12 protein-coding genes are annotated in these 13,202 nt (G+C 64.4%); 9 read left to right on the top strand and 3 right to left on the bottom strand.

The window, feature by feature from the left end; all coding sequences use genetic code 11:
• Positions 1-54 precede the first annotated feature (54 nt).
• Entirely contained in the window at positions 55-783 is a 729-nt protein-coding gene (gene gloB, locus FG95_RS13455; protein ID WP_037556508.1) for a hydroxyacylglutathione hydrolase, read from the top strand.
• Positions 784-847: 64 nt separating this feature from the next.
• Positions 848-1,294 (top strand): hypothetical protein, encoded by a 447-nt coding sequence (locus tag FG95_RS13450; protein WP_152567650.1) that lies wholly within the window; start codon positions 848-850, stop codon positions 1,292-1,294.
• Positions 1,295-1,392: 98 nt separating this feature from the next.
• On the opposite strand, the gene FG95_RS13445 is transcribed toward FG95_RS13450, so the two are convergent.
• From FG95_RS13445 to FG95_RS13435, 3 genes are all read right to left on the bottom strand, one after another.
• Positions 1,393-3,222, bottom strand: coding sequence for an AMP-dependent synthetase/ligase (locus tag FG95_RS13445; protein ID WP_037556507.1), 1,830 nt, complete (start codon positions 3,220-3,222; stop codon positions 1,393-1,395).
• 64 nt (positions 3,223-3,286) lie between these two features.
• Positions 3,287-4,978, bottom strand: coding sequence for a gamma-glutamyltransferase (gene ggt, locus FG95_RS13440; RefSeq protein ID WP_037556506.1), 1,692 nt, complete (start codon positions 4,976-4,978; stop codon positions 3,287-3,289).
• A gap of 41 nt (positions 4,979-5,019) precedes the next feature.
• Positions 5,020-6,090: a quinone-dependent dihydroorotate dehydrogenase gene (locus FG95_RS13435; RefSeq protein WP_037556505.1), complete on the bottom strand. Its 1,071-nt coding sequence runs from the start codon at positions 6,088-6,090 to the stop codon at positions 5,020-5,022.
• Between the two features lie 110 nt (positions 6,091-6,200).
• Here FG95_RS13435 and FG95_RS13430 point away from each other — a divergent pair, with 110 nt between their 5' ends.
• The 7 genes from FG95_RS13430 (at position 6,201) to sufC (ending at position 13,190) form a co-directional block, all read left to right on the top strand.
• A complete protein-coding gene (locus FG95_RS13430; RefSeq protein ID WP_200880202.1) occupies positions 6,201-8,000 on the top strand; it encodes a DUF885 domain-containing protein in 1,800 nt (599 codons plus the stop codon).
• 128 nt (positions 8,001-8,128) lie between these two features.
• Positions 8,129-8,986 carry an AraC family transcriptional regulator gene (locus tag FG95_RS13425; protein WP_235211561.1) on the top strand — a complete coding sequence of 286 codons (858 nt, stop codon included), beginning with the start codon at positions 8,129-8,131 and terminating at the stop codon, positions 8,984-8,986.
• Between the two features lie 482 nt (positions 8,987-9,468).
• A complete protein-coding gene (locus tag FG95_RS13420) occupies positions 9,469-9,990 on the top strand; it encodes an RrF2 family transcriptional regulator (RefSeq protein WP_037556502.1) in 522 nt (173 codons plus the stop codon).
• Complete coding sequence (gene sufB, locus FG95_RS13415; protein WP_037556501.1) at positions 9,987-11,474, top strand: Fe-S cluster assembly protein SufB; 1,488 nt, start codon at positions 9,987-9,989, stop codon at positions 11,472-11,474. The genes FG95_RS13420 and sufB overlap by 4 nt, the downstream gene beginning before the upstream one ends.
• Complete coding sequence (locus FG95_RS13410) at positions 11,471-11,992, top strand: endonuclease domain-containing protein (protein WP_081933149.1); 522 nt, start codon at positions 11,471-11,473, stop codon at positions 11,990-11,992. Before sufB ends, FG95_RS13410 begins: the two co-directional genes overlap by 4 nt.
• Positions 11,989-12,369: a hypothetical protein gene (locus FG95_RS13405; protein ID WP_037556500.1), complete on the top strand. Its 381-nt coding sequence runs from the start codon at positions 11,989-11,991 to the stop codon at positions 12,367-12,369. Before FG95_RS13410 ends, FG95_RS13405 begins: the two co-directional genes overlap by 4 nt.
• Positions 12,369-13,190: a Fe-S cluster assembly ATPase SufC gene (sufC, locus tag FG95_RS13400; protein WP_037556647.1), complete on the top strand. Its 822-nt coding sequence runs from the start codon at positions 12,369-12,371 to the stop codon at positions 13,188-13,190. The genes FG95_RS13405 and sufC overlap by 1 nt, the downstream gene beginning before the upstream one ends.
• Positions 13,191-13,202 lie beyond the last annotated feature (12 nt).

Genomic DNA, 13,202 nt, shown 5'->3' with positions numbered 1-13,202 from the left:
GCCCGCTGGCGCCCGCTCCGTCTTGAAAGAGCGAGACGCTGGAAAGGAGATGAAATGGCTGCGCTGGACATCGTCCGAATTCCCGTCCTCAGCGACAATTATGTCTGGCTGGTCCATGATCCCGCCAGCGCGGCGACGATGGTCGTCGATCCCGCCGTCGCCGAGCCCGTGCTGGAAGCCGCGGCGGCGCGCGGCTGGACCATAACCGACATCTGGAACACCCACTGGCACCCCGATCACACCGGCGGCAACGCCGCGATCAAGGAAGCCACCGGTTGCACGATCACCGGCCCCGCGGCGGAATATGCGCGCATCCCGACGCTCGATGTGCAGGTGAAGGGCGGCGACAAAGTCAAGCTCGGCGACCATGTCGCCGACGTCTGGGACGTGCCCGCGCACACGGCGGGTCACATCGCCTATCACTTCGCCGAAGACGCCGCGATCTTCGTCGGCGACACGATGTTCGCGATGGGCTGCGGCCGGCTGTTCGAAGGCACGGCCGAGCAAATGTTCGCCAATATGCAGAAGCTCGGCACGCTCGACGATGCGACCCGCGTTTATTGCGCCCACGAATATACGCTGTCGAACGCGCGCTTCGCGGTGACGGTCGATCCCGGCAACGACGCCCTCGCGGCGCGGCTGGCGGCGGTCGAAGCCGCGCGCGCGGTCGGCGAGGCGACGGTGCCGACCAGCATCGGCGAAGAGCGCGCGACCAACCCCTTTTTCCGCGCGTCCGACGCTGCCGAACTCGGGCGGATCCGCGCGCTGAAGGATGCCGCCTGATGCCGCCGCTTCAGCACCCATTCATCTGCAACGGCCATATTGGCCGATCTCAAGGAGCAATTTCATGGCGAAGCTGAACCCGATGGCTGCCGCGCTGTTGACCGCGGCCATGCCGCTGGTCGCCAGCTGCGCGCCCGCGGGATCGGGCGAGCCGGGCGCCGCGGCGCTCACGCCCAAACAGGCCGAGCGGCTCGACAAGCAGCTTGCCGGCAAAATTCCGGGTAAGCCCATGCGATGCCTGCCAAGCTATCGCACCAACGAAACGATCCGCGTGTCGGACAATATCCTGCTCTATCGCTCGGGCGGCAACCTCGTGTATCGTAACGATCTCAAAAGCAGCTGCCCGGGCCTCGCGCGCGACAGCGACATCATGGTGGTACGCCAATTCGGATCATCGACCTGCGAAGGCGATTTCTTCCATCTGGTCGACCGGTCGAGCGGCATTCGCGGGCCGACATGTGTGTTTGGCGAATTCGTCCCCTATCGCAAACCGGAGGGGGACAAAGGCTGAACCCAGGTTCAGTCGCAGGCGGGGCCCGGTTTGCGCCGAGCTCTTCGGGTCGCACCCCCGCCTGCACCTGCTCAAGCTCCCCCTGAAGGGGAGCGGCTCTATGCCTTGTACAGCGCCGCGATCTTGTCCGCATAAACCTGCTTCAGGACGTGGCGCCGGATTTTCATCGACGGCGTCATCTGCTCATTCTCGATCGCGAAGGCTTCGTCGGCGAAGTCGAACTTGCGCACCTTCTCGATCACCGAGAGCTGGCCGTTGACGCGGTCGACCGCGGTGCGGATCGCGGTGCGGAATTTCTCATGCTCGCGCAGCAGCTTCAGATCCTTGGGCAGGCCCTCCGCCTCCGCCCATTCGGCCATCCATTCGGGATCGGGGACGAGGATGCCGACGAGGTGCGGGCGCTTGTCGCCATAGACCATCGCCTGCAGGATTTCGGGCTGGAGCGTCAGCATGCCTTCCACCCGCTGCGGCGAGACATTGTCGCCCTTGTCGTTGACGATCAGGTCCTTCTTGCGGTCGGTGATGACGATGCGGCCCTTGTCGTCGATATGGCCGATGTCGCCGGTGTGAAGCCACGGCCCGGCTTCGGGATCGCTGGCATCGGCGATCAGCACGCGCTCGGTCTCGGCGTCGTTGCGCCAATAGCCCTTCATCACCAGTTCGCCGCGCACGCAAATCTCGCCATCGTCGGCAATGCGCACTTCGGTGTTCATCAACGGCGGACCGACGGTGTCCATCTTGATCCCGGCGCTCGGGCGGTTGCAGCTGATCACCGGCCCCGCCTCGGTCTGGCCATAGCCCTGGAGCAAGGTCAGCCCGATCGAATGAAAGAAGACCCCGATTTCGGGGTTGAGCGGCGCACCGCCCGACACCAGCGCCTTCATCCGGCCGCCGAAACGCTTGCCGATCTTGGGCCGGAACAATTTGTCGAGAATCAGGTCGACCGGCCGGTCGAACACGCCCATCCGCCGCTCATAATCCTTCTCGCCCACGCGCAGCGCCTGGTTCAGCATCCAGTTCGCAAGCTTGCCCTGTTTTTCGACCGCCTTGATCATCCGCGCGCGGATCACCTCGAACAGCCGGGGCACGACGACCATGATCGTCGGGCGCGTCTCCTCGATGTTGGAGACAAGCTTTTCGAGGCCTTCGCTGTAATAGATTTGCGCTCCGACCATGATCGGCAGAAACTGGCCGCCCGAATGCTCATAAGCATGGCTGAGGGGCAGGAACGACAGGAACACCTCTTCGTCGCCGATCCCGAAATCATTGACCAGCACTTCGGCGGCGCCCGCCGCATTGTGCAGGATCGCGCCGTGATGCTGCATCACCCCGCGCGGCGCGCCGCCGGTGCCGCTGGTGTAGATCAGGCAGGCGATGTCCTCGCGCTTGACGCCGAGCCCGCGCGCTTTGGTTTCCTCGACATAAGTCTCGCCGCCTTCGACGAGCGGCGCCCAGTCGTGGACCGAAACCTCGCCCTGCTGACCGACGCGCAGGCTCTCCATCGTGATGACGATATGCGCCTCGGACCGCATGACCGCGGGCATCAATGTGCGCGCGAGCTTCGCGGTCGACACGATCACCGCCTTCGCGCCGCTGTTGTCGAGAATATGCTGATGATCGCGTTCGGTGTTGGTCGTATAGGTCGGCACGGTGATGCAGCCCGCTGCCATGATGCCAAGGTCGGCGATGCACCATTCGGGCCGGTTCTCGCTGACCAGCACCACCCGGTCGCCTTCCTTCAGACCGAGTTCGCGCAGATTGTGCGCGAGTGCCGCCACTTGATTGGCGACCTGCCGCCAGCTCAGCGGCTGCCACGCGCGATCGGCCTTGCGCCACAGGAAGGGATCTTCGCCACCACGCCCCGCGCGGTCGAAGAACATCGCGACCAGGCTCGGAAAATGGTCGAGATGGGGATTTTCAAGCTTCATTCTGCCTCTCTCCAGGGAGATTCATTGCGTCTGTTCTGTTTTCGTTGGGGTAAGGGCCCAGACCCTAATTTTGTGCCGGCGCGCCGTCGATCGAAGAGCTGCCGGGACCGCGCGGATCGGCGGCGCCCCGATAACCCTCCGCGGTGCGTTCGACGGCATTGAGTTTCGACCCGAGCCCGGTGGCAGTGAAGCTGTAACCGAACGGTTTCATCTTCGCGGCGATCGCCTGCCCCGCTTCATTATTCTCGATCAGCACACCGGCCTTGCCGAAGAAAAGATTGGGCAGTTCCATCGCCGATTTCGCATCGAGCCCCCAATCGAGCACCCCGACCAGCACCTTGGTCACGTGCATGATGATGCGCTTGCCCCCCGCCGAACCGACCGCGAGCACGACCTTGCCGTCGGGGCCGTAAACGATCGTCGGCGACATCGACGACAGCGGGCGCTTGCCCGCCTGCACGCGGTTCGCGGTCGGCACGCCGTCCTGCGTCGGGGCGAGGTCGAAATCGGTGAGCTCGTTGTTGAGGAAATAGCCGCCCGCGATCAGCTGGCTGCCGAAGATGCTTTCGATGGTCGAGGTCATCGAGACGACATTACCCGCCGCGTCGACGGTGACGAAATGCGTCGTGCCCTGTTCGGGGATCGCGGGCGCGGCAGCGCGCGGCTTGGCGCCGGGCGGCGTGCCGGGTTCGTAGCGGCCCGCGGCGCGATAGGGCGAAATGAGCTGGCGGCGTTCGGCCAGATAGCTCTTGTCGAGCAGGCCTTTAACCGGAACGTCGACGAAATCCGCATCGCCGAGATAGGCGGCGCGGTCGGCGTAGGAGAGCTGCATCGCCTCGGCGAGCAAATGCCAACTCATCGGATTGTCCTTGCCCATCGCCTTCATGTCCCAGCCCTCGATCATGCCGAGAATGCCGAAAACGGTCGTCGCGCCCGACGAGGGCGGGCCCATGCCGCAGACCTTGTAGACGCGATAGCTGGTGCAGACGGCCGGGCGTTCCTTTGCCGTATAGGCCGCGAGATCCTTCGCGGTGAGCGCGGCCGCGTTGCGCGGCGCCTTTGCCACCGCGTCGGTAATCGCCCTGGCATTGCCGCCCGAATAAAAGGCGTCGGGGCCGCGCGCGGCAATGGCGCGCAGGGTTGCGGCATAGGCGGGATTCTTGATCCGCGTACCGACCGGTGCGGGCTTGCCGTCCACATAATAGATTGCGCGCGCGTCGGGAAAATCCTTCCACATCGGCTCGAACTCGACGAGCCAGTTGTTGAGCGCGGGGGTGACGATGAAGCCTTCTTCGGCGAGCTTGATCGCGGGCGCGAACAGCGCTTTCCATTCGAGCTTGCCCCATTTCTTATGCGCCATTTCCATCAGCCGCATATTGCCGGGCACGCCGACCGACAGCCCGCCGGGAATGACGTCCATATAGCCGCGCGCTTTTCCGTCGGGACCGAGGAAGCGTTCGGGCTTGGCCGCTGCCGGCGCCATTTCGCGGCCGTCGATCGTCGATATGCTGCCGTCCTTCGCATTGTGATGCAGCATGAAGCCGCCGCCGCCGATGCCGCTCGATTGCGGTTCGACCAGCGTGAGCACCGCGACCATGGCAACGGCTGCGTCGGCTGCGGTGCCGCCTTGGTGCAAAATCTCGCGCCCCGCCTCGGTCGCGCGCGGGTCGGCCGACGAGGTTACGCCCTGCGCGGCGGCGAGCGACGGGAGGATGAAGGTGACGACCGCGGCGAGCGGGAGGAATCTTTTCAACATGGCCGCGACATTGGCGTGGCCCTCGGGCCAACGCAACCCCGTCAGTGCGCGGTGCCCACCGCATCGGCTACGCGCGCGAAACCTTCGCGCGCGGCGAGCTTTTCAAGGCCATGTGCGATCCGCGCCGCGAGACCCGGGCCTTCATAGACCATCGCCGAATAGATCTGCACAAGACCGGCGCCGGCGCGGATACGCCCCCACGCGTCGTCCGCCGATGCGATCCCGCCCGCAGCAACCAGCGGCAATCGGCCGCCGCTCGCAATGTGAAAATCGCGGACGCGCCGAAGCGCCAGTTCGGCAAGCGGCGCGCCCGACAGCCCGCCCGCTTCGCCCGCGTGGCGTGAGGCCAGCAGCGGGCGCTCGATCGTGGTGTTCGAGACGATGATGGCGGCCAGTCCCTTGTCGAAAGCGACCGCGACGATGTCGTCGATGTCCGCGGGTTCGAGGTCGGGGGCGACTTTCAGGAAAACCGGTTTCGCCGCCCCGGCGGGCTGCGCCGCCGCGACGCCGTCGAGCAGTGCTTCGAGCGCGCCCCTGTCCTGCAGCGCACGAAGGCCCGGCGTGTTCGGCGATGAGATGTTGACCGTCAGATAATCGGCCAGCGGCGCCATCGCCGCGGTGCCCTTCGCATAGTCCGCGATGCGGTCGGCGCTGTCCTTGTTCGCGCCGATGTTGATGCCGAGCGGCACCGGCAGGCCGTAACGGCGCAGGCAGCGGATGCGCTCGGCCGCCGCCGCTTGCCCGCCATTGTTGAAGCCCATGCGGTTGATCACCGCCCGATCCTCGACCAGCCGGAACAGCCGCGGGCGCGGATTGCCGTCCTGCGGCAGCGGGGTCAGCGTGCCGACCTCGACGAAGCCGAAGCCGAAGTGCGGCATCGCGTGGGCGACGCGGGCATCCTTGTCGAAACCGGGCGCGACGCCGATCGGATTGGGAAAGTGGAGCCCCGCGAATTCGGTCGCGAGCACCGGGCTGGTCAGCGCATGCCGCGCGCGCGGCAAGGGCGCGAGCGCGTTCAATGTCAGATTGTGCGCCGCCTCGCCGTCGGTGGCGTGGACGATCGGGCGGACGAGCGCATAGGCGGCATCGGTGAGCGAGGCGAAGAGCGACATGGCCCGCCATTGCGCCGAGCCGGACGCTATGGCAAGCCCCCCGCGGGCCAGCATAAACGCATCGGAAAAACCGGGAGAAAATCGTGTCGCACCTTCGCCTAGCCGCCAAAATGTCCACCGGCCTGCTGTTGCTCGCCGTGGCGGGCTGCGCCCCCGCCACGATCGATCAGGCACCCGCGACCGCCTCGGCGCCCACTCCCGAGGCGCCTCTCGACGTGCCCGCCGGCGCGCCGCTCGCCGAATTCTTCGAGAAATATGACGAGGCGCAATTGTCGCTTTCGCCGCAAACCAAAGCCTATCGCGGGATACGCGACGGCGATTACGGCAAATGGGACGATGTGAGCGACGAGGCCGAGGTCGCGCGGAACAAGCTGCAACAGGCGACCGCCGCCGCGATGCGCGCGAGCTACGACCCCGCCAATCTGTCGCCCGACGACGCGCTGTCGTTCGAGCTGTTCAACGCGCAGGCCGCGCGCGAGGAAAGTCTGTTCCCCTATCGCCATCACAATTATCTGTTCAACCAGATGCGCGGCGCGCAGAGCCAGATGCCGGCGTTCCTGATCAACATCCACCGCGTATCGAACGTCGCCGAGGCCGAGGCCTATGTCGAACGCATCCGCGGCATGGGCCCGGTGATCGACGCGCTGACCGCGCAGTCGGCCGAGCGCGCGACGCAGGGCATCCAGCCCCCCAAATGGGTCTATGCCTATGTCATCTCGGACATTCAGAATCTGCTGAAGCCCGAAAATGCGCTGATCGAGGATCTCACCGCCAAGGTCGGCAAGCTCGACATCGCGCCCGCCGAAAAGACGCGGCTGGTCGATTCTGCGAAAGCGGCATGGTCGACCAGCGCCGACCCCGCCTACACCCGCCTGCTCGCCGAAATGAAGCGCCAGCAGCCCGGCGCGCCGACCGCCGACGGCGTCTGGCGGCTCCCCGACGGCCAAGCCTATTACAAGGCGCTGCTCGCCAATTACACGACGACCGACATGACCGCGGCCGAGATCCACGACCTCGGCCTCGCCGAAGTCGCGCGCATCCACGGCGAGATGAAGGCGATCATGACGAAGGTCGGCTTCAAGGGCACGCTACAGCAATTCTTCGTCCACCTGCGCACCAGCCCGCAATATTTCCACACCTCGCGCGAGGCCTATCTCGCCGAGGTCGATAGCCATGTGAAGGCGATGGAGGCGCGCCTGCCCGCCTTCTTCAACACGCTACCCAAGGCGCCGCTGCAAGTGAAGGCGGTCGAGGCGTTCCGCGAGAAGTCGGCGGGCAAGGCCTTTTATCAGTCGCCCTCGCCCGACGGCTCGCGGCCCGGCACCTATTATGTGAACCTCTACGACCTCAATGACATGTCGAAGACCGAGCTCGAGGCGCTCGCCTATCATGAAGGCATTCCGGGGCATCATCTCCAGCGCGCGGTGCAGACCGAACTCACCGGCCTGCCGCCATTCCGCCGTTTCGGCGGCTTCACCGCCTATACGGAGGGCTGGGGCCTCTATACCGAGGAACTCGCCAAGGACATGGGCTTCTACACCGACCCCTACAGCGATTTCGGCCGCCTCGGCATGGAGCTGTGGCGCGCATGCCGCCTCGTCGTCGACACCGGCATCCATGACAAAAGATGGAGCCGCGAACAGGCGATCCAGTATCTGAAGGACAACACGCCCAACCCCGACGGCGACATCGAAAAGGCGATCGAACGCTATATCGTCTACCCCGGACAGGCGACCGCCTACCTCATCGGCAAACTCAAGATCATGCAACTCCGCAGCCGCGCCCAAGCGGCGCTCGGCGACAAATTCGATTTCCGCAGCTTCCACGACGTCGTGCTCGAATCGGGCCCGGTGCCGCTCGACATCCTCGAACGGCGCGTCGATAATTGGATCACCGCGCAGAAGGGTTAAGAAAATTGACGATTGGCGCTTGACGCGAGCCGACGAAGCGCAAATGATTTGGGCGCATAAGAAGGCAGCCGAGGAAAGGCTGTCGGGGTCTGGGTCTGATGTCGCAATCTTCTTCCTCGCCAACGGGCGTGGACGGCAGCGCGCCGTTCGAACTACATTATTTTCCGCCCGATCCCGATCTGGCGGAAATGGTGTCGAGCCTGTATTTCGCGCGCGTCAACATGCCGCGGTTCGACGAATATGAACGCGCCGACCGCCCGCAATTCCGCTTCGTGACCGCGGCTGACGGCGAGTATATTTTCGCCGACGACCATCATGCGCCGGTCTGCAAGGCCAATATCGTCGGCCCGACCAGCGGCCGCGTGCGCGCGATCAGCAATTGCCCGACGCAGATGTTCGGGTTCGGCATGCTCCCCGCGGGCTGGGCGGCGCTGATGGGCGACGACGCCGACAAGCTCACCGACCGCGCGATGGATGCGGCCGACCTGTTCGGTCCGTGGATCGAGGATGTCGCCGCCGCACTCGAAAAGGCCGCGACGGTCGAGGAAAAGCTGGTCATCGGCAATAATTTCGCACGCGAGGTGCTGACCAGAAACGAACGGCCGCCGATGTGGTTCATCCGCACGGTCGATGAATGGCTGACCGCCTCGCCCTCGCCGCAGGTGCCCGAACTGGTCGGGGCGACGGGCATGTCGATCCGCTCGGTCGAGCGGATGACGAAACATTATTACGGTCTGTCGCCGCGAATGCTCGCGCGCAAATATCGCGCGGTGCGCGCCGCTTCGGCGCTCGCGCGCGGCGAAGGGCTCGACGCGGCGCAGCTGGGCGACGCCTTCTACGACCAGTCGCACCTGATCCGCGAGATCAAACGCTTCGCCGGCGCGACGCCGGGCCAGCTCGGCAAGCCGACGACCTACACCGAAGCGACCACCAAAGGGCGCAAGCAGCTCGCCGGCAAGGTCAGCCCGATCGTCTCCGAGACGTGAGCCGCTATTAACCTTCAAAAATTGCGCGCCCTGTCGTTTTGGCGTTTCCATACAATCACGAATCGGGCGCGGGGCATAATTCCCCCTTGCGACCCAGAAGAGCTCATCCTCTGACGAGGACTTGAGACCTTCATCTTGGCACTCATTTGGCTTCGGCCGGATGGGTGCCTTTTTTTCGTATATCGGGCAGCCGCTTTGGGGTGGGCTTAAGCCGTTCCCCTCCCTTTTAGGGAGGGGTTAGGGGTGGGTGCGCGAGCGCAGCGAGTAATAAGGAAGAACGTCGCCTTCGGCGGCTACCCACCCCCGGCCCCTTCCTAAAAGGGAGGGGAGAGATATGTCCGCAATCGGTCGGAAACCGGCCACCCACCCTCATCTTTACCCCGCCCAACCACGGCTTGCTTGCACCTCGCTGGCCCCTTGCCTATATAAGTGGAGTAATTTACTCCAGTTAAGAATCGTTCGCAATTGCGACGGAAAAGAACATGCGCCTGTCCAACCTTGCCGACTATGCCGTGGTGCTGATGAGCGCCGCCGCCCGCCAATGCGGGTCCCATTACGGTTCTGGGCCGATCCACGCTGGCATGCTCGCCGAGCAGACGGGCATCCCGGGACCGACCGCGCAGAAGCTGGTCAGCCAGCTCGCGCGTGCCGGGCTGCTCGTCGCGTCGCGCGGCAGCGGCGGCGGGGTGCGACTCGCGCGGCCTGCGGCGGCGATCAATGTCGCCGACATCATCGAAGCCGTCGAAGGCCCAATCGCGCTGACCTCCTGCGTCGCCGAAGGACGCCATGATTGCTCGCTCGAAGGCAGCTGCAAGGTGCAGCCGCATTGGGGCGTCGTGAACGGCGCGGTGCGTGGGGCGCTGGCGGAGATCAGTCTTGCGAGCCTCGTTAAGCCCCTCCCGCTTGCGGGAGGGGTTTGGGGAGGGCCTGTAGCAGCCACCAACCCAACGAACATTCCCTCCCCCAACCCCTCCCGCAAGCGGGAGGGGAGGATAGAAGCATGACCGACAACACCGAACTCCCCGTCAAGGACCAGGCCGCGCACGACGCCGCCGCCAAAGTCGCCGATTACGAGCATGGCTGGTCCTCCGCCATCGCGACCGACTTCGCGCCCAAGGGGCTGACCGAGGATACGGTGCGGTTCATTTCGGCCAAGAAGGACGAGCCCGAATGGATGCTCGATTGGCGGCTGAAGGCGTTCCGCCACTGGCAGACGATGGAGACGCCCGACTGGGCGAAGCTCAACGTGCCGCCGATCGATTACCAAGACGCGTACTATTACGCGGCGCCCAAGGCGAAGCCGAAACTGTCGAGCCTCGACGAGGTCGATCCCGAAATCCTCGAAGTCTATAAAAAGCTCGGCATCCCCATCGAGGAGCAGAAGGTGCTCGCCGGCGTCGAGGGCGCACGCAAGGTCGCGGTCGACGCGGTGTTCGACAGCGTCAGCGTCGCGACGACCTTCCGCGAGGAGCTGAAGCGCGCGGGCGTGATCTTCCTGTCGATTTCGGAAGCGATCCGCGAATATCCCGAGCTGGTGAAGAAGTGGCTCGGCAAGGTCGTGCCGATGCACGACAATTATTTCGCGACATTGAACTGCGCGGTCTTCTCCGACGGCACCTTCGTTTACGTGCCCGAGGGCGTGCGCTGCCCGATGGAGCTCAGCACCTATTTCCGCATCAATGCCGAGAATACGGGGCAGTTCGAGCGCACGCTGATCGTCGCCGACAAAGGCGCCTATGTCAGCTACCTCGAAGGCTGCACCGCGCCGATGCGCGACGAGAACCAGCTCCACGCCGCGGTGGTCGAACTGGTCGCGCTCGATGATGCCGAGATCAAATATTCGACCGTGCAGAACTGGTATCCCGGCAACGCCGAGGGCCTCGGCGGCATCTATAATTTCGTGACCAAGCGCGCGCTCTGCCAGGGCAAGCGCAGCAAGGTGTCGTGGACGCAGGTCGAAACGGGCAGCGCGATCACGTGGAAATATCCGAGCTGCGTGCTCAACGGTGACGACAGCGTCGGCGAATTCTATTCGGTCGCGGTCACCAACAATTACCAGCAGGCCGACACCGGCACCAAGATGATCCACAATGGCAAGCGCACGCGCTCGACCATCGTTTCGAAGGGGATCAGCGCGGGCAAGTCGAACAACACCTACCGCGGCATCGTCCGCGTCGCGCCCAATGCCGAGGGCGTGCGCAACTTCACCCAGTGCGACAGCCTGCTGCTCGGCAGTAGCTGCGGCGCGCATACCGTGCCGTACATCGAAGTCCGCAACCCGACCGCGACCGTCGAACATGAAGCGACGACGAGCAAGATCAGCGACGACCAGCTCTTCTACGCGATGCAGCGCGGGCTGGGGCAGGAAGAGGCGGTGGCGCTGATCGTCAACGGCTTTGCGAAGGAAGTGCTGCAGCAACTGCCGATGGAATTTGCGGTCGAGGCGCAGAAGCTGCTGGGGATCAGCCTTGAGGGGTCGGTCGGGTGACGCAGCTGACCCTTAACGACCATGCGAAGCAGACCCAAGCCCCTCCCCTTCAGGGGAGGGGTAGGGGGTGGGGCCTCTCGGCCGAACGCCTCGCCGAGCTGCATCGCCGCGCGGCGGACATGCGCCGCAACCCGACCGAGCCGGAGAAGCGGCTGTGGCGGCATTTGTCGAACAGCCAGCTGGGCGGGTTCAAGTTTCGCCGCCAGCAAGTGATCGGCTATTTTATCGCGGATTTTGTTTGTCCTTCGGCGAAGCTGATCGTCGAGGTCGATGGCGACACGCATGACGAAGCCAAGGACCGGCTGCGTGACGAAATTCTAAGCGGCCACGGATTTCGCGTGATCCGGGTGACGAACACCGATGTCATGCAGAATATGGATGGCGTGCTGGCGTTTATTTCCGAAGCGCTGCGCAAGGCGGACAGGCCCCACCCCAACCCCTCCCCTGAAGGGGAGGGGCTTGATGCGGTCGAGGCGCAGAAATTGCTGGGCATCAGCCTTGAAGGGAGCGTGGGGTGACACAAGCTCTTTTCGAATACACACGTCCCTTCAACTGGCAGCCGACTGAACACTACGGCCCCGAAGGTTCGTCGGATTGGTCGGAGTGGGATGAGCAGGATCTCGCTACAGCTCAAGAATTTCTCGACCTCACGGGTGAGCGGATCATCTGGCTCCATCCTTCGAAGAGCGGGCTGCCGTTGGAAGGTGTCAAAGGCGAACCGGACTATGCCGCTCAATCCGGCGAACACATATTTTTAATCGGCGAACATTTCTGGCCGGGATTTCCTGATCCGCCTCAGTTCGCGATCGTCAAATGCCATCCCGTCGAACGCACGACCCAGCACTTGGGCCACTTCGACTACTGGCCGGAAACTTGGACACGAAAAGACCAATGATGCTGAAAATTGAAAACCTCCACGCCACCGTCGCCGACAAGCCGATCCTGAAGGGTCTGTCGCTCGCCATAAATGCGGGCGAGATACACGCGATCATGGGCCCCAATGGCGCGGGCAAATCGACGCTCTCCTATGTGCTCGGCGGCCGGCCGGGGTATGAGGTTACCGAAGGGTCGGTGAGCTTCACGCCCGATGTCATGTTTCCCGGCACCAATACGTCCGACGAGGCAGGCTCCGGCTTTCAGCGCGGGACTGGAACCACCGAGACGCTCGACCTGCTCGCCCTCGACCCGCACGAGCGCGCCGCCGCCGGCCTGTTCCTCGGCTTCCAGTATCCGGTCGAGATCCCCGGCGTGTCGAACGTCCAGTTCCTCCGCGAAAGCCTGAACGCCCAGCGCAAGGCACGCGGCGAGGAGCCTTTGTCAGGCGGCGACTTCCTGAAGCTCGCGCGCGAGAAGGCGGGGCTCTTGAAGCTCGACATGGACATGCTCAAGCGCCCGGTGAACGTCGGCTTTTCGGGCGGCGAGAAGAAGCGCAACGAGATGGTGCAGATGGGCATCCTCGATCCCAGGCTCGCGATCCTCGACGAGACCGACTCGGGCCTCGACATCGACGCGCTGCGTATCGTCGGCGACGGGATCAACGCGATCATGCGCCGCCCCGACAAGGCGGTGCTGCTGATCACCCACTATCAGCGCCTGCTCGACTATGTGCAGCCCGATTTCGTGCATGTCCTCGCCGCGGGCCGCATCGTCAAATCGGGCGGGCCAGAGCTGGCGCTCGAACTCGAAGAACATGGCTATGCGGAGATCGCGGCGTGATGAGCGCCCATT

The sequence above is a fragment of the Sphingopyxis sp. LC363 genome, from assembly GCF_000756385.1.
Lineage (GTDB): Bacteria > Pseudomonadota > Alphaproteobacteria > Sphingomonadales > Sphingomonadaceae > Sphingopyxis.
Note: the sequence above shows the minus strand (reverse complement) of the source record. Positions and strands in the feature narration are given on the sequence as shown.

Excerpts from the sequence above, each read along its gene's own strand:
- gloB (WP_037556508.1), top strand. The coding sequence starts at position 55 with ATGGCTGCGCTGGACATCGTCCGAATTCCCGTCCTCAGCGACAATTAT.
- FG95_RS13450 (WP_152567650.1), top strand. The coding sequence starts at position 848 with ATGGCGAAGCTGAACCCGATGGCTGCCGCGCTGTTGACCGCGGCCATG.
- FG95_RS13445 (WP_037556507.1), bottom strand. The coding sequence starts at position 3,222 with ATGAAGCTTGAAAATCCCCATCTCGACCATTTTCCGAGCCTGGTCGCG.
- ggt (WP_037556506.1), bottom strand. The coding sequence starts at position 4,978 with ATGTTGAAAAGATTCCTCCCGCTCGCCGCGGTCGTCACCTTCATCCTC.
- FG95_RS13435 (WP_037556505.1), bottom strand. The coding sequence starts at position 6,090 with ATGTCGCTCTTCGCCTCGCTCACCGATGCCGCCTATGCGCTCGTCCGC.
- FG95_RS13430 (WP_200880202.1), top strand. The coding sequence starts at position 6,201 with ATGTCCACCGGCCTGCTGTTGCTCGCCGTGGCGGGCTGCGCCCCCGCC.
- FG95_RS13420 (WP_037556502.1), top strand. The coding sequence starts at position 9,469 with ATGCGCCTGTCCAACCTTGCCGACTATGCCGTGGTGCTGATGAGCGCC.
- sufB (WP_037556501.1), top strand. The coding sequence starts at position 9,987 with ATGACCGACAACACCGAACTCCCCGTCAAGGACCAGGCCGCGCACGAC.
- sufC (WP_037556647.1), top strand. The coding sequence starts at position 12,369 with ATGCTGAAAATTGAAAACCTCCACGCCACCGTCGCCGACAAGCCGATC.